Annotated in this window: 21 protein-coding genes; 12 read left to right on the top strand and 9 right to left on the bottom strand. The window is 46.6% G+C overall.

Annotation, left to right across the window (positions count from 1 at the left end):
* Positions 1-23: 23 nt before the first annotated feature.
* The 3 genes from pyrH to rpsB form a co-directional block, all read right to left on the bottom strand.
* A complete protein-coding gene (gene pyrH / locus EXY25_RS14555) occupies positions 24-767 on the bottom strand; it encodes a UMP kinase (RefSeq protein WP_130567315.1) in 744 nt (247 codons plus the stop codon).
* Positions 768-832: 65 nt separating this feature from the next.
* On the bottom strand, positions 833-1,714 hold the full coding sequence (gene tsf, locus EXY25_RS14550) for a translation elongation factor Ts (protein WP_114338991.1): 882 nt from the start codon (positions 1,712-1,714) through the stop codon (positions 833-835).
* Between the two features lie 136 nt (positions 1,715-1,850).
* Positions 1,851-2,582 (bottom strand): 30S ribosomal protein S2, encoded by a 732-nt coding sequence (gene rpsB, locus EXY25_RS14545; protein WP_147271865.1) that lies wholly within the window; start codon positions 2,580-2,582, stop codon positions 1,851-1,853.
* 272 nt (positions 2,583-2,854) lie between these two features.
* Between rpsB and map the strand changes: the two genes are divergently transcribed.
* Genes map through dapD form a run of 3 tightly spaced genes read left to right on the top strand, consistent with a single transcriptional unit; the run spans position 2,855 to position 7,150 of the window.
* Positions 2,855-3,643 carry a type I methionyl aminopeptidase gene (gene map / locus EXY25_RS14540; RefSeq protein WP_130567314.1) on the top strand — a complete coding sequence of 263 codons (789 nt, stop codon included), beginning with the start codon at positions 2,855-2,857 and terminating at the stop codon, positions 3,641-3,643.
* Positions 3,644-3,667: 24 nt separating this feature from the next.
* Positions 3,668-6,295 carry a [protein-PII] uridylyltransferase gene (gene glnD / locus EXY25_RS14535; RefSeq protein WP_130567313.1) on the top strand — a complete coding sequence of 876 codons (2,628 nt, stop codon included), beginning with the start codon at positions 3,668-3,670 and terminating at the stop codon, positions 6,293-6,295.
* A gap of 30 nt (positions 6,296-6,325) precedes the next feature.
* Complete coding sequence (dapD, locus tag EXY25_RS14530; protein ID WP_114338987.1) at positions 6,326-7,150, top strand: 2,3,4,5-tetrahydropyridine-2,6-dicarboxylate N-succinyltransferase; 825 nt, start codon at positions 6,326-6,328, stop codon at positions 7,148-7,150.
* Between the two features lie 72 nt (positions 7,151-7,222).
* Here the strand turns inward: dapD and EXY25_RS14525 are convergent, their stop codons facing one another.
* From EXY25_RS14525 to EXY25_RS14510, 4 genes are all read right to left on the bottom strand, one after another.
* The gene (locus tag EXY25_RS14525) at positions 7,223-8,245 is read right to left on the bottom strand and encodes a MalM family protein (protein WP_130567312.1); all 1,023 of its coding nucleotides are present in this window, start codon (positions 8,243-8,245) and stop codon (positions 7,223-7,225) included.
* A gap of 124 nt (positions 8,246-8,369) precedes the next feature.
* The gene (locus EXY25_RS14520; protein WP_130567311.1) at positions 8,370-9,635 is read right to left on the bottom strand and encodes a carbohydrate porin; all 1,266 of its coding nucleotides are present in this window, start codon (positions 9,633-9,635) and stop codon (positions 8,370-8,372) included.
* Positions 9,636-10,047: 412 nt separating this feature from the next.
* Positions 10,048-10,776, bottom strand: coding sequence for a tRNA pseudouridine(65) synthase TruC (truC, locus tag EXY25_RS14515; RefSeq protein WP_207232178.1), 729 nt, complete (start codon positions 10,774-10,776; stop codon positions 10,048-10,050).
* Positions 10,777-10,778: 2 nt separating this feature from the next.
* A complete protein-coding gene (locus tag EXY25_RS14510) occupies positions 10,779-11,108 on the bottom strand; it encodes a YqcC family protein (protein ID WP_130567310.1) in 330 nt (109 codons plus the stop codon).
* Between the two features lie 98 nt (positions 11,109-11,206).
* Between EXY25_RS14510 and EXY25_RS14505 the strand changes: the two genes are divergently transcribed.
* Positions 11,207-12,223 carry a DUF3549 family protein gene (locus EXY25_RS14505; protein WP_130567309.1) on the top strand — a complete coding sequence of 339 codons (1,017 nt, stop codon included), beginning with the start codon at positions 11,207-11,209 and terminating at the stop codon, positions 12,221-12,223.
* A gap of 20 nt (positions 12,224-12,243) precedes the next feature.
* On the opposite strand, the gene EXY25_RS14500 is transcribed toward EXY25_RS14505, so the two are convergent.
* On the bottom strand, positions 12,244-12,561 hold the full coding sequence (locus EXY25_RS14500) for an Mpo1-like protein (RefSeq protein WP_130567308.1): 318 nt from the start codon (positions 12,559-12,561) through the stop codon (positions 12,244-12,246).
* A 130-nt stretch (positions 12,562-12,691) separates the two neighbouring features.
* On the opposite strand from EXY25_RS14500, the gene EXY25_RS14495 reads away from it, so the two are divergent.
* Together EXY25_RS14495 and EXY25_RS14490 are read left to right on the top strand one after the other, a co-directional pair.
* Entirely contained in the window at positions 12,692-12,934 is a 243-nt protein-coding gene (locus EXY25_RS14495; protein ID WP_130567307.1) for a DUF2789 domain-containing protein, read from the top strand.
* A gap of 88 nt (positions 12,935-13,022) precedes the next feature.
* Positions 13,023-13,346, top strand: coding sequence for a hypothetical protein (locus EXY25_RS14490; RefSeq protein ID WP_130567306.1), 324 nt, complete (start codon positions 13,023-13,025; stop codon positions 13,344-13,346).
* Here EXY25_RS14490 and syd read toward each other — a convergent pair.
* Positions 13,335-13,880 (bottom strand): SecY-interacting protein, encoded by a 546-nt coding sequence (syd, locus tag EXY25_RS14485; RefSeq protein ID WP_130567305.1) that lies wholly within the window; start codon positions 13,878-13,880, stop codon positions 13,335-13,337. The genes EXY25_RS14490 and syd overlap by 12 nt on opposite strands.
* Before the next feature lie 58 nt (positions 13,881-13,938).
* On the opposite strand from syd, the gene queF reads away from it, so the two are divergent.
* From queF to EXY25_RS14455, 6 genes are all read left to right on the top strand, one after another.
* Positions 13,939-14,784, top strand: coding sequence for an NADPH-dependent 7-cyano-7-deazaguanine reductase QueF (gene queF, locus EXY25_RS14480; RefSeq protein ID WP_130567304.1), 846 nt, complete (start codon positions 13,939-13,941; stop codon positions 14,782-14,784).
* Between the two features lie 32 nt (positions 14,785-14,816).
* Positions 14,817-17,033 carry a tetratricopeptide repeat protein gene (locus tag EXY25_RS14475; RefSeq protein ID WP_130567303.1) on the top strand — a complete coding sequence of 739 codons (2,217 nt, stop codon included), beginning with the start codon at positions 14,817-14,819 and terminating at the stop codon, positions 17,031-17,033.
* A 95-nt stretch (positions 17,034-17,128) separates the two neighbouring features.
* Positions 17,129-18,688 (top strand): GGDEF domain-containing protein, encoded by a 1,560-nt coding sequence (locus EXY25_RS14470; RefSeq protein WP_130567302.1) that lies wholly within the window; start codon positions 17,129-17,131, stop codon positions 18,686-18,688.
* 64 nt (positions 18,689-18,752) lie between these two features.
* On the top strand, positions 18,753-20,108 hold the full coding sequence (ppnN, locus tag EXY25_RS14465) for a nucleotide 5'-monophosphate nucleosidase PpnN (protein ID WP_114338975.1): 1,356 nt from the start codon (positions 18,753-18,755) through the stop codon (positions 20,106-20,108).
* The gene (gene xni / locus EXY25_RS14460) at positions 20,080-20,901 is read left to right on the top strand and encodes a flap endonuclease Xni (RefSeq protein WP_130567301.1); all 822 of its coding nucleotides are present in this window, start codon (positions 20,080-20,082) and stop codon (positions 20,899-20,901) included. Before ppnN ends, xni begins: the two co-directional genes overlap by 29 nt.
* Positions 20,894-21,598 (top strand): SDR family oxidoreductase, encoded by a 705-nt coding sequence (locus EXY25_RS14455; protein WP_130567300.1) that lies wholly within the window; start codon positions 20,894-20,896, stop codon positions 21,596-21,598. The genes xni and EXY25_RS14455 overlap by 8 nt, the downstream gene beginning before the upstream one ends.
* The last annotated feature ends 8 nt before the right edge of the window (positions 21,599-21,606 follow it).

Below are 21,606 nucleotides of genomic sequence, written 5' to 3'. Positions count from 1 at the left end.
TTCTCCGTTGTAATTCGATTCTATTAATCTTCTTGGCTAGGCGTTTTGCTGATCAGAGTGCCTTCACTCTCACCCATGATCACAGAGCGTAATGCTCCAGGCTTATTCATATTGAATACGCGGATAGGGATATTATGGTCACGAGCCAAAGTGAACGCCGACAGATCCATCACTTTCAGTTCACGATCCAACACTTCATCGTAGCTTAAATGTGAATACAGCGTGGCAGAAGGATCTTTAACAGGATCTGCAGAATAAACACCTTCAACTTTAGTGGCCTTCAACACGACATCGGCTTCAATTTCGATACCACGCAAGCAAGCAGCAGAGTCAGTGGTAAAAAACGGATTACCCGTTCCTGCAGAGAAGATAACCACACGACCAGACTTCAACAAGCTGATCGCTTCAGTCCAGTTGTAACTGTCACAAACCCCATTGAGAGGGATTGCAGACATTAAGCGCGCGTTCACATAGGCACGATGCAGGGCATCACGCATAGCGAGTCCGTTCATCACCGTCGCTAACATACCCATGTGGTCGCCCACTACTCGGTTCATTCCTGCTTCGGACAGCTTCTGTCCACGAAACAGGTTTCCGCCACCAATCACCAGCCCCACTTGCACACCAAGCTCAACCAGCTCTTTAATCTCGTGAGCCATACGTCCCAACACCTTGGGATCGATGCCAAACTCCTCATCACCCATCAGGGCTTCACCACTAAGCTTTAACAAAATTCGACGATAAGCAGGCTTCGGATTGATACTCATAGTACTCTCGGACTAATTAAGGACGGAAAAAAGGCAGCCAGTTGGCTGCCTTATCTTACAACGAGTTAAGCTTTTTGTGCAGCGGCAACTTGTGCTTGCACTTCAGCCGCGAAATCATCTTCCGCTTTCTCGATACCTTCACCAACTTCAAAACGAACAAAGTTAGTCACGTCAGCGTTAGCAGACTTCAGTAAGCCACCGACTGAAGTTGAAGGATCTTTAACGAAAGGCTGACCTGTCAGGCTGATTTCACCGGTGAATTTCTTCATCCGGCCCATCACCATTTTCTCAGCGATTTCGGCTGGCTTGCCGCTGTTCATAGCGATTTCAATCTGGATCTGCTTCTCTTTTTCAACAACGTCAGCAGATACATCTTCAGGCTTAAGGAACTGAGGGTTGCTTGCCGCAACATGCATAGCGATATCTTTCGCCAATGCTTCATCAGCGCCATTTGCCGCAACCAGAACACCAATACGTGCGCCGTGAATGTAGCTAGCAACAACATCGGCACCTTCAAGTAAGGCAACGCGACGGATGTTGATGTTCTCGCCAATCTTAGTGATCAGGTTCGTGCGGGCAGTATCCAATGCCACACCATCCATCTCACAAGCCAGCAGCGCTTCAAGTGAAGCGGTCTTGTTGTCCAGAGCCAAGCTGATCAGCTTCTCACCAAATGCCAAGAAGTTTTCGTCGCGGGCAACGAAATCTGTTTCGCTGTTCAACTCGATCATTACGGCTTTATCACCGGCGCTTTTCGCCAAGATGATACCTTCTGCTGCCACACGACCAGCTTTCTTAGCTGCTTTCGCCTGACCAGATTTGCGCATCTCTTCGATCGCTTTTTCGATATCGCCGTCGGCTGCTACCAACGCCTTTTTACAATCCATCATGCCAGCGCCTGTGCGCTCGCGAAGTTCTTTTACCAGAGCTGCTGTAACTGCTGCCATCTGTCAATCCTCGCCATGCCGGTATTCCGGCCAAAATTATCCAGTAAAGTTTAGAAGAAAGGGGCCTTAACCTGGCCCCTTTTCAGCGTTTCATTACCTTAGCGGTAAGTAAAAGGGGTGATTAATAAAACCCTATTTACTCTACAGCTTCTTCTACGAAGCCGTCGCCTTCGACACCAGTAGCGCCTTGTGAACGACCTTCTACAACGGCATCAGCCGCAGCATTAAGATACAGACCCACTGCGCGGATCGCATCGTCGTTACCAGGAACGATGTAATCAACACCGTCAGGGCTAGAGTTGGTATCAACAACAGCAACTACAGGAATACCTAAGTTGTTGGCTTCCTTAATTGCAATGTGTTCGTGCTCTGCATCAATAACGAACAGCACGTCTGGCAATCCAGCCATATCTTTAATACCACCAAGGCTCTTTTCAAGCTTTTCCATTTCGCGAGTACGCATCAGCGCCTCTTTCTTGGTCAACTTGTCAAAAGTGCCGTCTTGGCTCTGGGTTTCCAGATCTTTAAGGCGTTTGATTGACTGACGAACAGTTTTCCAGTTAGTCAACATACCGCCTAACCAGCGGTGATCAACATAGAACTGGCCGCAACGCTGAGCAGCTTCTTTCACTGCAACGCTGGCTGCGCGCTTAGTACCGACGAACAATACTTTACCTTTCTTAGAAGCAGCATTGCTGATGAAAGCCAGCGCTTCATTGAACATAGGTACAGTGTGTTCCAGGTTAATGATGTGAACCTTGTTACGAGCACCGAAAATGAAAGGCTTCATTTTTGGGTTCCAGTAACGGGTTTGGTGACCGAAGTGGACACCAGCTTGGAGCATGTCACGCATAGATACGTTAGGCATTTTAATTTCCTCTATGGGGTTAAGCCTCCACATCCCCCATGCAATCGACCTTTTCAGGCACCCCGAAGCATGTGACGGAATGTGTGTGTGGTAGTTTGTATCACAAACAATTGTGATACGGATTTCGGCGCGCTTTATACCACATTTACCCCCCCACGAGCAATTCTCCCGCACTGAAAATGTCGTAATTCATCAGTTTGCATAGCAAGACGCTCTGATTACAGTTTGTTATACTGCCGCTCCTTAAATAATGAAGTGTAAATGGGCAGACGATGAGTATTGTGATTAAAACACCGGCCGACATTGAAAAAATGCGGATCGCCGGTCGCCTTGCTGCGGATGTACTGGAGATGATAGGCCCCTATGTAAAAAAGGGTGTTACTACCGATGAACTAAACCAGATCTGCCACGATTATATCGTTGATGTGCAGAACGCCATCCCTGCCCCACTCAATTATCACGGTTTTCCAAAATCCATTTGCACCTCTGTAAATCACGTTATTTGTCATGGCATCCCTTCAGACAAGCAACTCAAGGATGGTGATATCGTCAATATCGACATCACAGTGATAAAAGACGGCTACCATGGCGACACAAGTAAAATGTTTGTTGTCGGTAAGCCTTCAATCCTCGCGGAAAGATTAATCCGCGTAACCCAGGAATGCTTGTATAAAGGTATCGAGCTGGTTAAACCGGGCGCTTATTTGGGCGACATCGGCTTTGTCATCCAGCAACACGCGGAAAAACATGGCTACTCGGTAGTGAAAGAGTATTGCGGCCATGGCATTGGCAAAGAGTTCCACGAAGAGCCACAGGTGCTTCATTACGGTCGAAAAGGAACCGGTGAGCAACTTAAAGCGGGTATGTGTTTCACCATTGAACCTATGATCAATGCTGGCAAACCCCACTCGAAATTGATGAAAGATGGTTGGACCGCTATCACCAAAGATCGTAGCCTCTCTGCGCAGTGGGAACACACCTTGCTGGTGACAGAAAATGGCTGTGAAATTATGACGCTGCGTGATTGCGATACGATTGACCGAGTGATCTCGCACGACTAACCAACGTTGAGCTACGGAGTATTAATGGAGTTGCAGCAGATCCTCAACGCAATCGAAGAGTTAACGATCGATGGCAAAGTCACGGATTACCGCACCGCTAATAGTGATTTTCTTAACTGGTTACGAGCCCAATATCAATCCGGCTTACCAGTCACAACGTTAGTACATCATCGTGCAACTTTTGTTGATGCCTTACTGAGCAGTTTATGGCAACGCTGTGGCTTAAACGAAATAAAAGATCTCAGTCTGGTCGCTGTCGGAGGCTATGGCCGAGGTGAACTCCACCCGCAATCTGATGTTGATATATTGGTTTTAGCCAAACGCCAAGTACCTGACAGCGCCAAGAGTCAGATTAGCGAATTTATCACCTGGTTGTGGGATATACGTTTAGAGGTAGGTCAAGCGGTACGTTCAGTTAAAGAGTGTCTTCAGCTGGGTAAAAACGACATTACCATTGGCACTAATCTGCTGGAATCACGATTGATCTGTGGCGCTACAACGCCGTTCGATAAACTGCAAGATGCGGTGCAGTCCAAACGCTTTTGGCCGTCAAGTGAGCTTTACCAGGCAAAATTGGCCGAGCAACAAACCCGTCATGAGCAGTTTCATGACACTGGCTACAACCTTGAGCCGAATATCAAAAGTAACCCTGGTGGGCTGCGTGATATTCAAACCATAGGTTGGGTAGCCAAAAGCCACTTTAATGCCAATAGCCTGCAAGAGCTGATCTCCCACAACTTTCTCACCGAGGAAGAGCATCAAGAGTTAATCGAATGCCAGACGTTTCTCTGGCAAGTTCGCTTTATCCTCCATGTAGAAACTGAACGTTCCGAAAACCGCCTACTGTTTGAACATCAACCCCAGATAGCTGCCGCTCTTGGTTATTGCGACGACGGTAGCGCCGCGGTTGAAAAGATGATGAAGCGGTTCTATCAAACCATTCGTCGTGTGCGTGAACTGAACGACATGCTCATGCAGCTGTTTGACCAAGAGATTTTGGGGTCAAATAACAAAGCCAAGCTCTATCCCATCGATGATGATTTTCAGCGTCGTGGCGAAATGCTGGAGATCATCGATGAAAAAGTCTTTGAGCGCCGGCCGGAAGCAATGCTGGAGCTATTTCTTCATATAGCGGATGATCCTGCCATCAAAGGGATCAATGCAGAAACCATACGCCAGTTGCGAATATCACGCCGTAACTTCCAGGGCTACATGGTGGATCACCCACAATACCGTCGACTTTTCGTGCAGTTGTTGAAGCACCCTCGCGGTATGGGACGGCCGGTAAGTCGTATGCATAAGCACTCAATGCTCGCGCTCTACTTTCCGTTATGGCAGCAGATTGTCGGTCAGATGCAATTTGACCTGTTCCACGCCTACACAGTTGACGAACATACTTATCGCCTATTGCAGAATACTTATCATTTCCTAAGGCCAAGAGCAGAACAAAACTTCCCACTTTGTGGTGAGCTATTACGCAAAATGCGTAAACCCGAACTGCTGTTTCTTGCCGGACTATTTCACGATATAGGCAAAGGCCGCGGCGGCGATCACTCAGTATTAGGTGCGGTGGATGCCTTAGCATTCTGTAAGCAGCATGGCTTTAATCAACAAGATTCAGAAATCGTCGCTTGGCTGGTTAAAAGCCACTTGCTGATGTCTGTCACCGCACAGAAGCGAGATATCTACGATCCTGATGTAGTCAAAGAGTTTGCAGAAAAGGTGGGTGACGAAAAGCGTCTAGACTTCTTATACTGCCTCACCGTGGCTGATATCTGCGCCACCAACGACAATCTTTGGAACACTTGGAAAGCGGCATTGCTGCGTGAACTCTACTTTGCTACGCAATCACTGTTTAGAAACGGTATGGAGTTGGACTACGATCCATCTGAACAGGTAGCGAATATCAGAGCTGATGCAGAAAAAGCATTATTAAAGCGATTCCCCTTGGAGCAAGTGGAACTACTGTTATCTCGTTTCTTCGATGACTATTTCCTCCGCCATACGCCGGAGCAAATTGCCTGGCATGGCCGAGAAATTATTAACCATCAATCAGACGAGCCGCTGATACTTATCAGCAAACAGATGACCCGTGGTGGCACTGAGATATTTATCTATACCAAAGACTGTCCTGGGCTATTTGCCAAAACAGTTGGCGTGCTAGATCGAAAAGGCCTCAACGTCCATGATGCGCAGATCCAAAGTACCCGAGACGATCATACTTTAGATAGCTTCGTGGTATTAGAGCAGGACGGTGAACCACTCACGGCACCTCACCGCGTAGAAGAGATAAAGCGCGAACTGCTCAGCTCCTTGACATCTCCAGCGACTGATCGAGAAGCGACCCGTCGACCACCGACGCAGATGCGTCACTTTTCAGTGGCTACCAAGGTGAAATTTCTTAATGTCGAAGACCATAGCCGAACGATGTTGGAACTGGTCGCCCTAGACTACCCAGGGTTACTCGCCACCATTGGGGATATATTTGAGACCCATGATGTCTATTTGCAAGCAGCAAAAATCACCACCATTGGTGAGCGAGCAGAGGATTTTTTCATCCTCACCAACTCAGTCGGTGGCGGTTTAGAAGAAACAGCACGAATTGAGCTTCAACATGCACTGGAAGCTCAAATCAACCAAACAATAGATTAACGTTAACTTTGTTTTTACCGGAGAAAATGAATGACTGAACTACAAGGCATTATTGAAGCGGCATTTGAGCAGCGTGAAACTATCACGCCATCAACCGTAGAGCCTAAAGTCAAAGAAGCGATCATCGCTGCCATCGAGCTGATTGATAGCGGCAAAGCTCGCGTCGCAGAAAAGATCGCTGACGAATGGGTTGTCCACCAGTGGCTAAAAAAAGCGGTACTGCTCTATTTCCGCATCAATGACAACGCCGTAGTTGAAGGGGCTGAAAGTAAGTACTTCGACAAAGTCCCAATGAAGTACGAAAACTATTCGGAAGAAGATTTTAAACGTGATGGCGCCCGCGTCGTCCCACCTGCAGCCGTACGTAAGGGTGCGTTTATTGCGAATGACGCCGTGTTGATGCCCTCCTATGTCAACATCGGCGCTTATGTTGGCGAAGGCACCATGGTTGATACTTGGGCCACTGTCGGCTCCTGTGCGCAAATTGGTAAGAATGTACACCTATCAGGCGGCGTTGGCATCGGTGGCGTATTAGAGCCACTACAGGCCAATCCTACCATCATCGAGGACAACTGCTTTATCGGCGCTCGCTCAGAGGTGGTTGAAGGCGTGATTGTCGAAGAGGGCTCAGTGATTTCAATGGGCGTATTTATCGGCCAAAGCACACGTATTTTCGACCGTGAAACAGGCGAAGTCCATTATGGTCGTGTCCCTGCTGGGTCGGTTGTTGTTAGTGGTAGCCTGCCTTCTAAATGCGGTAACTACAGCCTTTATGCGGCGATTATCGTGAAGAAGGTTGATGCAAAAACGCGTTCTAAAGTAGGGATCAATGCCCTGCTTCGTAGCGCTGAATAGACGGTTCTGATTAATTGATATAAAAAAGGGAGCCTCACTGGCTCCCTTTTTAATCGGTACAAAGAAGTTCTACTATTTCATGTTCTTAACTTTATCTATGAAGGTCGTTCTTGCCGAGCTTGAGCCTGCCCGTTCCGCCTCTTCAACTAATTTTAATGCCTTATCTATATCGTTCGCTTCTACCGCCTGAGCGATCAAGTTGTTATAGAGGTCTTCTGTTTCTGGCAGCATAGAAACATTACCTGTAGCAACCCCGGAAGTGAGCCCTGGCGTTGGTGATCTATCAGGCACTTCGCTCGGTGTAGGAAGGTCTACGTACTCTTGGGCTGAGTTACTAGAGCCACTGTCAGGAAACATATTCTTAAAAAACGCATCAACCTGATCACCCTCTGCCAAATTTGAGAAGCCACCATTCACCGAAATCCTTAACTTACCCACCGCGCTATGCAAAGCGATTGGATCTGGTATACCGGGATCAGCCATCCCTTGTGTTTGAGCATAGGTACGCATCGTCGCGGTCATCTGTGTCGAACGTTCTAAATCAGCAGATGTCGTCAATATCAACATATATACCTCTGCTCCTGCTGTCCCAGGAGGAAAGCCATTTATATTAATGCTGGTAACAAGGCGGTTTGGATTAAACATCTTTTCAGGAAGATAGGTAAACTCATTGCTAGAGTATGCCCTTGTGATATTGAAATCAGCGTCTAACAAGAGCACCGAGGGGCTGAAAATCACATCATCAAAAAGTAAACTGACAATGTCGACAGTATAAGGACCCACAACACGAGGAAGGCTGTAACCCAAAGTAAAACTCTTACCTGTCTTAAACTCAAAAACCTGAGCATCGGTATCTATATAGACTTGCTCATTAAAAGAAGTAGCAAGAGGAAAGTAATTAAGCTGAGATAAATTCTTGCAGCAACTCTCCTTATTGAACAAAGCCCATTTAGCCTGCTCAATATCAGTTAACTGTCTGGCTTCTTCACCACCGCCAAGCCAATCAAACCAGCCTGCCTGAACCGGCGACACCGTGAAAAATACTAAGCTTATTCCAGCAGCTAATCCCCGCCAACTTCCCATAAAGAAACACACCCTTAAAATAAAACGTATATAAAAAAATTACCGTATAGAAAAAGCCCCCGGTTAGCAAGCTACCGAGGGCTTTTAATCATATTGTTGCTTAACTAAATCAAGCTATGCAACAAGAAGCTGTGGCTTACCACCAAGCTTCAACCTGTGCGCCGAAACGGAAGTTGCCGTCATCGCCATCAGGGTCAGAAGAGGTGTTGTTTTCTGCCAAGTCACCCCAGAAAGAACCGCCATAGAAACGGATTTGAGGGCGAGCCCAGAAGCTCTTACCTGCTGAGATGTTGTAAGAAACAACAGCTTTAGACAGGTCTTGCTCATCGCCGTTATCAGGATCTTCGTTAGTATAACCAACTTCAAGAGCAATACTCTGAACATCATCAATCTTGTAGACAGGACGAGCAACGATGCTCATGCGGTCAACTTCATTGTCAGAAATCTGCTCTTTGTGCTGATAAAGGAACGCGTAACCAACTTCAACGTTCTTACCGAACTTAACCACACCCCAGTCGAGGAAGCGATAAGCTGTTTCAGCGTCGTCACCCCATGCACCCTTAATACCACGAACGTTACCACCAGTGTGGTTGTCGTAGACAGAGTCTGCAAGAGAGTCACTAGCATAAGTGAAGCTCATTTTGTTGAAACCGCCGAGCAAAGAGTGGCTGATTTCAGCCATTGCCAACAGGCCGTCTTCAGTTTCTACGTTCTGAGCGTCAGAATCATCAGCAAATGCAGCAATACCAACCAACTCAAGGTTTGCATCACCCCACAGAGGGATACCAGCATAACGTAAATCTAGCTTGTTGTTCTGGAGAACAGTACCGTTGCCATCTTTATCATTGCCGTTTTGGTCCATATTGGTCCAAGCAAAAGAGAACTGGCCAGGACCCATCTTGATACCTTCAATACCAGCACCATAGCCAGAATTGTTCAGGTAGTAGTAATCCAAGATGTGAACGTCTTTACGCTGATAGTAACGCTTACCGGCCCAAACTGTTGCTTCCGGTGCGAAACCTAAAACGCCCTTAGCAGTAGAGAAGAACTGACGGAAAGCCCATTCTGCACCACCCCAAGGAGCATCGCCGTTGTTACCCTGGAAGTCGTTACCTTGACTACCGATATCAGAAGCCCACATAGCTTCGATACGGAAAACTTTACCGTCACGGTTATAAACTTCTTGAGCCAAATCCAGCTCTACGTATGTATCACACTCATCGCCCAGACGACCAACATAGTGACCACCTGCGCCAGAACCGTAACAAGTTTGCTCGCCACCGGCGCCAGTAGTTGACAAACCAGCGCGGGCATAGCCGTGAAATTCTACTGCAGAAGCGCTAGCAGCAGTCAATGCTGATGCGATCGCTAATGCGATTGGAAGTGCTTTGATTTTAGCCATTTGACTAATCCCTTTTTTGATTATTACTTCGTTATTTGAGAAACCAACATTCCCTTGGGAGAGTTAGCTAACGAACCTCTTCGTGTTCATTTAGTTAACACTCCGGTATTCAGCTAAGTGCCTTTCGCTGCCTACCTGACTTTAATCACCCCCCGGCGTTAAAAGTCAGGGGAGATGCTAAACCTGAGTCAGCAACTTTTCTGTGACTATCTTCACAAGATGATTACAAGTATAGAACCTTTGGTAAAAAATGTTACTGAACATTCGCTCTAAAGTTACCGTTAATAACTGATTGCAGACCGCTTGTTAATTGGTATTTTCAGATGTATGGCAAATATGTGCGCGGTGTAGAAAAAAAACAAAAGGCTGCGATCTGCAGCCTTTTGTTTGTAATTAGTTTACAGATTAATTTTCAAACAACTGTCCAATTCGGCAACTGTATTACCCCACGCCAAAGCTCATCCCAACCCGCCTCACATTCAACAAGCTGGTCATTCACGGGATGAATAAAACTGATCCGGGTCGCACGTAGCAGCAAGCCCTTTAGGCCTAATTCCTGACGAAACAGTTTGTTATGTTTACCATCGCCATGGGTGGTATCGCCCACAATAGGATGTGAAATATGAGCCATGTGGCGTCGCAATTGATGTCGTCGGCCAGTTTCTGGTCGCAACTTAAGCAATGAATAGCGTGCCTCTGGGTAATTCCCTATCGGAATAGGCAGTAGCAATTGCTCCAGAGGTTGATAGTGAGTAACGGCAGGCTGAGGCGGTTTATCTTCGCTAGTACGCCTATCTTCATGCTTATCGCGCTTCTCTTTGAGCGGATAGTCAATCGTATCAGCGCTGTTAACATATCCGCGAACCACAGCGTGATATTGCTTCTCTATCTCGCCATTTTGAAACAATAAAGAGAGAGCACTTGCCGTGGACGGATCCAGTGCAAAGATCAAACATCCTGACGTTGGCTTATCTAACCGATGCACGGGATAGACATGCTGCCCAAGTTGATCCCGCAAGGTCTGCATAACGAAGCGTGTTTCATGACGATCAATGAAAGAACGATGGACTAACATGCCGCCCGGCTTATCAATAACCACTATATAAGGGTCTTGGTGCAAAATCCTCAGTTCACTCGACACCCTTAATGCCCCGCTGTCATGGTTAACGACTGGTCTAGTGCTTTCAATGTAACAATCAATTGTCTAACCTCTGGCACGGATAGGTCGAGTACCTGCTCAGCCATCGTTGCTATATCGCAGCTTGTCGGTAAAGGCGCTCGCTGATTAACGATCTCTTGCATTCGCGGCAAAAAAACAAACTGTAACCATTGCTGAAACGACAAAGTGTCGCAACAAAACGGGGCCGATGAACTAAGCGCTGCAGCTTCTGGTGCCTGTTCGCTCCATAGACCCGATTGTCGTAACAACCTGGATATATCGCCAAGGTATTTCTCTATTGCCATATATTTCATAACAACTCCTCTATCTCGGCAGCATATTATCACAGCAAATTGGGGGTTGAGGGGATAGAACGGACCACTATAATGGCGCAGCCAAGCCAAGAGGGGTGATGATGAACGCTGAACTAGATCTATGCTGTAAGCAATTGGGGCTTAACCTGACCGTCTATAATCTGGGCCGGCGAGTCGAATTGTTGGATCAAACGCTGTTTACGCAGCTCCAGTTACAGGAAGTTCCTTACCCCTTCCCACTGCAGCGCCATGCCATTTTTGCCATGGTGATAGAAACGGCATTAGCACCGTTTGAGCCTTCGTTTTGGTGCCTTAAACTGCCCTTAGACGAACAGGGTATGCTTGACTTTTCCGCCTTAAACCAACTATGTGCATTGATACAGCAGGCATTTAACCATGCAGTTGCCGTCGAACAGCGGGAATCAATGTTAAAAAGCAACCCATTCGCCTATGCACCAAGCCAACAACAGTTGGCTCTGATCACCGCCCACATACGTGTACAGAAACAGCAAGCAGCATCTAAATACTATGAACAAGCCGCCGACTACTTCAGTGGCCAACTGCCCTACTCGCAATGGCAGTCACTGCCATTACAGGGCGTAGCAGACTTTATAATAAGAATGAAGCAGCAATGCGATTCAGCATCAAGCATCGCAGACTATCAGGCGCTGCCACTAGAAGTTAAAGCTGGATTAGCGGCCATGGCAGAACAAGTTGGCATCTCTGATACACTGGCCAAAGCTGTTACCCTACACCTTGAAAAGAGTAACGATATTGCCGAACAACTATGCGCAACCCGTATGTTGTTGCACCCAAAACATCACGCAATCTTAAGCCCTATGCTACCTAAGTTGTTGAGTTCAGAGTTAGGAGATAATGCTGAGTTCCTCATTCTCGTCGCTGGTCGCGGATGGGAGCTATTAATTGACACCGACCTGTCGCTGTTCTTAGAAAAAACAGCAAAACGACAAGACCAAGCGCTGTTTAACACATTGCTTCTTGATCTATTTGCTATCCCTGGAATGAGAGGAAAGCTACAAAATGCCTTCCGTAGTAGCGATCGCTCTCCAGCATTAGCTGGAGCCATCGGTATTTTTTTAGCGTCACTACGTTAATGGTTAGCGAAGGCTAAAACCTAATTAAAGCGATGCCCAATTCGGCCACAAAGAAACTCAAAGTACATAACCCAATCCCCCATCAGGCTATACAAGGGATACTTAAATGTCGCAGGCCGATTGTGTTCAAAAGCAAAATGTCCTAACCAAGCAAAGCCGTAACCGATGACAGGTAGCAGCCAAATATAGTGCCACTGCGCCTGCCAAACGATCCAGATGGTCGTCAACAACACTAAGGTGCTTCCCACATAGTGTAATGCACGACATCGCGGGTCTCGGTGTTCTTGCAGGTAGTATGGATAGAACTGCTGAAAGCTTTCAAATTTCTGTTCTGTCATTGTATTTTCCTGCGAAAACGCCAATCGAAAACCTAAGCCGTGTCGCCTTAGCTAGAGTCTATAATTGCACTATTCTGCCACGTTAAATCATCGAAGCATTTTCGATATACACCACAGTGAGGCCACCATAGTGGACACTTCAACGCATAACCTGAGTAATCTATTTGCTCAATTAGGATTAGCATCAGATCCTACAAGTCTCAAAGATTTCATCATTGCTCATTCACTTAACCCTGATCAAAAGTTAGCTGACGCGCCATTTTGGAACGCATCTCAAGCGACCTTCCTCCGTGAAGCTCTGAGCGAAGATAGTGATTGGACGGAGATTGTCGATCAGTTAGACAGCATGCTTAGAGCCGACGTAAAAGCGTAATTGAACCGAGTTATCACCGTTCCATCTCGGCATTTTTCCCATCACAAGTTAACATAGCGACTTTCTCTGATGGCGTTAAAGGAAGTACATGGATAATCAATTAATGAGGGCGTTACAACAGCTTTTACAAGAGGGTAAGGTTCCTTCCGTTGCGTTACTAAAAGGGCGAGTCGGTAAGCAGGTCAGCATGCATGAACTGATCTCAGCCGTACAACAGGCGAAAACAGCACCGGAAAAGATACTTGCGGCTGATACTGCCCCCGCACCAGCTGCGAGTACGGCAGCTAAAAACAGTAATGCAGAAACATCAAATTCAGCAGAGGTACTCGCGGAACTCAAAGCGATCCGCAACGAGCTCGCCTGGATCCGCGCTCACATAGAAAAGCAGAATGAATCTGCTTCAGACAGTTAATGCGTTAAGAAAATCAGGCAGAGTCTCCGCCAGCACTTTGTGAGGCTCACAGCCTACTTTTTCGACAACCACCTGCCCAGTTTCATTGTTGACACTAATAATGGTGTCATCATCGATACAACCAATGAACAGTGTGATCTTTTGCCCAAGCCGCTTTTTCATCACGATGTGGCCAATCATATTTTGCTGCAATCCTTTGAAGTCCTGCTCATTCCAAACCTGAATAAGATCAAACGAATGGCCAGCGAAATTCAGCGCCAATGAATCACAAAAATAGCTTTGATAAAATGCCTTAACACTCTCATCAAGCACACACTCAATCGCCTCTTCCACATTACTAAAATCGCCCAGCTCGTCTCGCTTAAAAGGCTGCCAATGCTTGTGGCCCTCTTTACCCTCAACCTCATCAACAAAACAGGGAGAGGGTAAATCAGGATCAGAACAGAGTGTTGGCAATTCACCCGTTGCTTCTTGCGTTGCTTGAAGAAAACGTTGAAAAAGCGACGCCAGAGCATCGGTTGTGGCAGACATCATTTCTTGAGGTTCCAAATAAGCGTTACAATGGCATCAGTTTAACCAACCAAGTTCTATTATGACTAGCGCTTACGACAATCACCCTGATCTATCTAACCTCGCTCTGGGCGAAAAGACCGAATATCGCCAGCACTACGCTCCCGAGCTGTTACAACCCGTGCCACGACGCCTAAATCGTGAACAGATAGGAGTGACAAACGACCTCCCGTTCCACGGCGGTGATATCTGGACTGGCTATGAATTATCATGGTTAAACGAAAAGGGCTTACCTCAGGTAGCCATTGCTACCTTCGCCATACCCTGCACTTCCACAAATTTGGTTGAATCGAAGTCGTTTAAACTGTACCTGAATAGCTTCAACCAGCACACGTTCTCCGATTGGGCAACGGTGCAAATGATATTAAAGCAGGACCTTTCCAAGTGCGCAGAGGCGGAAGTTGATGTGTCGTTGGCAACGCTGGATAGCTTTGAAAAGCAAAAAATTACCGGCTTTGACGCCGATCTCATTGATAACCAAGATATCGACATCACTGATTATGACTACCAACCAGCGCTTCTCAAAGCAGGTAGCGATAAAAAAATCGTTAGTGAAAAACTGCAAAGCCATCTACTAAAATCAAATTGCCTGATCACCAATCAACCCGATTGGGGAAGCGTCATGATCAGTTACACAGGCCAACAGATTAACCACGCCTCGCTGCTGCGATACATAGTGTCATTTCGCAATCACAATGAATTTCATGAGCAGTGCGTTGAACGGATCTTTACTGACCTACAATCTCGCTTCGCATTAGATAAACTCACTGTTTATGCTAGATATACAAGACGAGGGGGGTTAGATATCAATCCATTTAGAAGTAATTTTGAACCACTGCCAACGAATATTAGAATGGCACGGCAATAATAGGGTCGCGATTTGCTGTCAGAACTTTTACTATGCAGGAACATTTTATTAATTACGTCAGTGGCTTGTTGAAAAAACTATCCTTTGTTTTCTGCATCTTGCTCTTCCATACATCTGCGTGGGGTACTGACGCAGCTTTGGACCTGCTCACGGAAGCTCGCTCGCTGTTAATTGAGAACCCGCAAAAAGCCAGAGAACTGGTCCTCACCGAGTTAACCGGCGCAGAAACACCAGCCGATGGTCAGCTGTTAGCCCGTGCTCATCTCCTAGTTGCGGCAACTTATGTCGAAGAAAAAAGCCAAGCGGAAAAAGCAAAACACCATCTGCACTTTGCTCAACGGCAAATCGCCAGCTCCCCCAATAGCTCCCTGGAAGCCGAAGCGCTATTAATTGAAGGACGAATCGCGGCTTATTTTGATAACGATGTACCCACAGCGATCAAGCGCTTCGACCGCGCCCTGCAATTACTCGCCAATAATTCGGGGGCATCCCCTCGCCTACTTAAGCATGCCCTGCATGAAGCCATTGGCCGCGCCTATAACGATCAAGCACAATTTAGCCTCGGCAGTCAGCATATGTTAGCCGCGCTGGCGCTAACGCAAAAAACTGATGACCCACTGTTAAAGGCATGGACAAGGGTGTATTTAGCCCAATCCTACAAGGGGCTGTTACAATCGCAGCAAGCAATAAAGTACCTTTTATCGGCGCTTTCAATCGCTGAAAAAGCAAAAGACGATAGCTTGTCCGCGTATATTTTTGGTCGCCTAGGGTTGGTTTATAAACAGCTGTCAAACTACTCCAGAGCACAAGACTATGTAGAGCGATCAGCAGAGATTTATCAATCGCTTAATGATGATTCGAATTTAGCCCATAGTTTAAACTTTTTAGGCACTATCTACGAACAGCAAGGACAGTACGACACCGCACTGCTGCATTACCTAAATGCATTAGAACTCACAAGAAACCACCCAACAGCCACGAAACTCGGGCTGCTATATCATAATATTGGCCAGATCTATCTCCATCAAGACGATTACGTCAATGCGCAGCGCTACCTTGAACGCTCGCTCCAGGAGTTAACAACCGCCAGCAGAGATCATTACCTTGGCGCATCTCACCTGTTGATGGCAAAACTAAAACATAAGCAAAACAGTGTAAATGAGGCTCTGCAACACGCTCATCAATCACTTAAACTTTCTTCTGAAAGTGAGTACCTGTTTACCCCGGCAGAAGCGCACTTGCTATTGGCCACGCTTTACGCTGACAAAGAATTGTTTGCAGACGCTTACCACCATCAACGTAAGGCGAGTGATTACCAGCGGCCTGATAAGGCGCTGTTACCCCCTGCTCAAGTATCAGACGAGCGCTATCAACAGCAGCAATTACAACGTACCCTCCAAAGCTTAAGAAATCAGCTTGAAGATACATCTATAGAACATGAGCAACAGAGTAGCTGGTTGATAATTTCATTGGCCATAACAGCCATATGCGTACTGCTGTTGATACTCATTCTGCGCCTTTATCTAGGCAATAAACGGCAGACGGTCGAATTAAAAAAACAGCAATTCCTCCACCCCACGACAGGACTTCTGGGGACACAACATTTGCATGACTTCCTCAAACAGAAAATCACTGATGCACAAAAGCAACATGAAATTTTCTATAGTGAAAGTGATGCTCAAGGCAAAGACTACAAAAGCTTTTACTTGTTGATTGAGCTACCTGTACTAAAGCAGGTTTATGTTCAAAAAGGGTTTAAAGCAGGGCGGCTGTTTGATGCAAAGTTTGGCGAATTAATTCAAGCCAATATAACCTCTGAGCTGAAATTTTTTCACCCAAGAGAGTATGTCCTATGCGCTTGCCTAACGGGAACGAATTACCTGACATCAGAGCAAGCAGTAAAGAAGGTGCAAGCCATTCTCGACGACATATTTGAGGCATTGGCACTGTCTGAGCGCGCCCGACTGTACTCTATTGGTGTTATTAGTATGCCATTTTTATCAAAAGCAAGCCGAGCCATAGACAGCAATAACCTTCCCGAGCTACTGGTTTTGGCTTTAAATGGCGCTAATCAACTGCGAGTGATCAATGGCGAGTCAGCCTGGGTAACACTCCATGCGATCGATGCAACGCCCGGCACCCTGTTCAATAATGACGCAAGAACAGGATGCTTGTTAGGCTTAAGAAAAGGCTTAGTAAAGGTACAAGCGTCACACGATAAACAATTGATTGAATGGCCTAATGACTGATATCTGAATTCAATCATCAAATAGTTGTAAAAGACGCTATGTTTATAGTTGAATTCCTAGAGTAGGTGGATGCCAGTGGTAAGTTCAGGAAGATAATGATGACGGAATCCGCACCAGCAAGTGCAAATATTGCATTGGTCAGCCAAAAGTTGCAGCAATCTCAGCAGGCTTACCAGCAACTCGAAGTCCGCTACAAACAGGAAGCGGCGGCACTTTATAAGCTGATAAATAAGTTATCCCTCGCATGTAAAGGGCAAAACATTGAGCTCGACAACAAGTTGGCATTACTCCGAGGTCATTTAACAGAAAACCTTAGCATTGAGAAAGCCAACAAATTGTTGTTGAGCATCGATCAGTTGCTCAATAGTCATACCAGCCATGTTGAAAAGCAGCTCAGCTACACCAGAGACCAGTTCCAAACATCAGGCAAAAATCTTCAGCAGTGGCGAGGGTTACCACCTCAGTTGCGCCGAGATCTGCGCTCATTAATAGATTCAAGCGGTAAAGTCGAACAGTCTGTTTACGATTTTCTACCTCATCTGCAAAAGCTCGTTGAACTCTATAATCACGCGTACGATGCCGCAGGCAGTGGCGACACAGCTGCACCGCAACAGGTTAGAAAGTTAAAGCGGGAATTCAGTGACGAATTACTAGCACTGATGACCGAAGTAGAGTTTGATAACGAAGCCAATACTCGGCTCAAACAACTGAAACAAAAAGTCGGCCTGGCCAACGATATTGATGAGTTACTTAGTTACTGTATTGAACTAATAAAACTCTTGGTGGAAAGTGTCCAACAAGAAAGAAAGTCATCAGAAGCGTTTTTAAACCACCTCAATGAAGCACTTAGCACTGTTTATGGTGCCGTCACCCAAACCCTGCAAAATTCTCAACTGCTGACCGAACAAAGCCGTGAGGTTAACAGTGCATTAAAGACCCAGATAGAGAAGCTGGGGGCAGAAGTTGATGCGGCCAATGATCTCGATTTATTAAAAGAGAAAGTCCGATTGCATCTGCAAGAGATCGCCAGTGCATTAGAGAAAAGAGAACGTTTAGCCGAGCAGGAGCAAAGTCTCAACGAGTTGCTGATGGCGATGCAAAATCGTATTGATACCCTAGAAGAGGACGCTAAATCGTATCGCAGTAGGTTGAACGAACAGCGGCAACAGCTTTACCTGGACAGTCTCACTCAACTGCCTAACCGAGCAGCCTTCAATGAACGATTAGAGATCGAATATCAACGCTGGAAGCGCTACGGCGGAGATCTCTCTATTGCCGTGTTAGATCTCGACCACTTCAAAAACATTAACGATACCTACGGCCATATCGCCGGTGATAAGACCCTTCAGGTAATCGCTAAGCTACTCGGTAAAACAGTTAGAAAAACCGACTTTATCTGTCGCTTCGGCGGTGAAGAGTTTGTGTTGATCCTACCGGAGCAAACTGCTGAATCGGCCACACAACCGATGAATAAACTACGTATTGCGGTATCAAAACTGCCCTTTAAATTTAAGGGACAAAATGTCACGGTAACCGTATCTATCGGCCTGGCAACCTTTAATAAAGGTGAAAACACCGAAACCGTATTCGAGCGCGCCGATCAAGCGCTGTACGCAGCGAAAGAAAGTGGCCGGAATCAACTCGTTATCAAATAGCTATCCGTCTCCCAAATCATCATGCCCCCAATAGCTGGGGGCTTTCTCCTATGAGAGGTGCCCTATGATCACCCAAATAAGTCCCTCCGGCAGCATGGAGTTGTTGTCCCCATTAGAAGTCGAACGATTAAAAGCCAGTTCCACCAGTCAACTCTATCGCCTGTATCGGAACTGCTCATTGGCGGTTTTGAACTCTGGCAGCAAAACCGATAGCAGCAAAGAAACCCTTGAGCGTTATAAAAGTTTCGATATCAATGTATTACGCCGAGAGCGCGGGGTTAAAATCGAATTAATCAACCCCCCGGAAGAAGCGATTGTTGATGGCGAGATTATTCGGGGCATACAAGAGCATCTATTTTCTGTTCTCAGAGACATCGTTTATGTCAGTGACAGGTACCAAAATAATGCCTATATCAATCTGACCAACTCTCAACACCTAACTCATGTTGTCTTTGATATTCTGCGTAATGCTGGAGCACTGCATTCGCAATCTGATCCCAATATGGTGGTGTGTTGGGGTGGCCACTCTATCTCCGATATCGAACATCAATATACCCTCGAGGTAGGTCATGCCCTCGGACTCCGACAACTCAATGTCTGCACAGGCTGTGGTCCAGGAGCAATGGAAGGCCCGATGCGCGGCGCCGCCATTAGCCACGCCAAGCAACGAGTCAGAAATGGTCGCTACCTTGGACTAACAGAGCCCAGCATTATTGCCGCCGAGCCGCCCAACTCTATCGTTAATGAACTGGTGATATTGCCAGATATAGAAAAACGTTTAGAAGCCTTCGTTCGCGTTGCTCACGGTATTATCATCTTTCCCGGCGGCGTAGGTACGGCAGAAGAGCTTTTGTATTTGCTCGGGATCTTGCTCAATGAAGAAAATGCCAAGCAACCTTTCCCTATCGTACTCACGGGGCCGGTAGAGTCTGCAGAGTATTTCCATCAAATAGATCAATTTGTTGGCGCCACATTAGGCCCTGAAGCACAAAACAAATATCGCATAGTGATAGGCGATCCATCACTAGCCGCTCGTGTGTTAAAAGAATCAATGCCTGATGTACGCGCGTATCGAAAGACTATTGGTGATGCCTATCATTTTAACTGGTCGTTAAAAATCGAACCCGAATTTCAACTACCGTTCGAGCCTACCCATGACAATATCGCTGCGCTCAACCTGCACAAAGATCAAAATAAAGCTGCACTTGCCGCCGATCTAAGACGTGCCTTCTCTGCTATTGTTGCCGGCAATGTAAAAGCAGAGGGAATGAAAGCGATTGAAAAACACGGACCATTTGAAATCAATGGTGATCCGATGCTAATGAAGATGTTAGATAAACTACTCAGAGCGTTTGTCGAACAGCAACGCATGAAATTGCCCGGAAGCGACTATGTCCCCTGTTACACCGTCCGCGCTTAATAAACAAGCCGGCCAACGAGGACGCATTATATTGCTTGATGGCATGAATATGGTGCGCCGTATCTATGCTGCCTGCTCTCGTCATTCTGAACACTATGCCCTAGAACAAACGCTATCACGCTGCACACAGACCCTGAATCGTGTCGTTAAACAACACAGACCAACCCACGCGCTGTGTGTGTTCGATGGTGATCAACCCAATTGGCGTCGAGACTTATTGGCGAATTATAAAATTAGTCGCAAGGGAATGCCCAGCGCACTGAAGCTAGGCTTAGAACAGATACAAGAAGCGTTTTGGCAGATGGGAGTCGACTCGCTACTGTCAGAGTCAGATGAAGCGGATGACCTAATCGCGACACTAAGCAGCAAGTCGTGTCACCACGCCGATGTTATCATCATCTCCACTGACCACGGATTCGGACAACTTCTGTCGCCACAGGTACACCAATGGGATTGTTTCGCCCGACAATTTCTGGACATCAATTTCTATCAACAACGCTACCAGCTTCATCCCCATCAGCTACCTTTGTTCAATGCGCTGGTCGGAAGCAATAGTCATGACATCAAAGGTATCAAAGGTGTTGGTGCGAAGACAGCCAGCTCTTTACTCAATCGTTATACCACCATCGACGCATTGCTACGGGCTGAGGATATACCGGAAAAAATTTCATTAAAGCTGCATGAGCAACAGGAAAAGCTACACACTAACTTTAAAATACTGACGTACAGGACGGAGATCCCACTGGGGTTTTCCATGAGCGATATTCGCTATCAGGGAGCAAGTCATGACTAACTCATCAACCATCATGATCACAGGGGCAAACCGAGGTATCGGCCTGGCCTTTGTCGAAAAGTATCTGCAACAAGGATATCAAGTCATCGCCTGCTGCCGTCATCCTGGCGAAGCACATCAGTTGCATTCGTTGAAGCGCATTCATAAAGACCAGCTACAAATGCATGCCCTAGATGTTGACGCTCCGGAAAGCATTGAACAGTTAGCAAATAAACTGAGCACTGCCCGCATCGACATCCTGATCAATAACGCAGGCGTTTATGGACCGAAAGGCTCTGTTCTCGGCGAGATTAGTCAAAACGACTGGCAAGAAGTATTTACCACCAATGCCATCGCACCACTCTTGGTTTGTCAGGCGTTTCAACAACAGGTAGCGCAAAGCCAGCAAAAGATCATGGTCTGTATTAGCAGCAAAATGGGGAGCATGGCTGACAATAGTTCTGGTGGAAGTTATATCTATCGCAGTTCCAAAGCAGCCCTGAATGCCGTAGTCAAAAGCCTTGCTCTGGATCTATACAACCATGAGATAAAAGTTGTCGCGCTTCATCCTGGCTGGGTGCAAACCGAGATGGGTGGTGCGAATGCCTTAATATCAACCACAAAGTCAGTCGACAGCATGGTAAGAGTGATCGAAAATATCGATGAAAATCAAATAGGACGCATGTTGAACTACGATGGTACAGTGATCCCATGGTGAATCACCTA

The organism is Corallincola spongiicola, assembly GCF_004284785.1.
GTDB lineage: Bacteria > Pseudomonadota > Gammaproteobacteria > Enterobacterales > Neiellaceae > Corallincola > Corallincola holothuriorum.
This window is presented reverse-complemented; position numbering and strand designations above follow the sequence as displayed.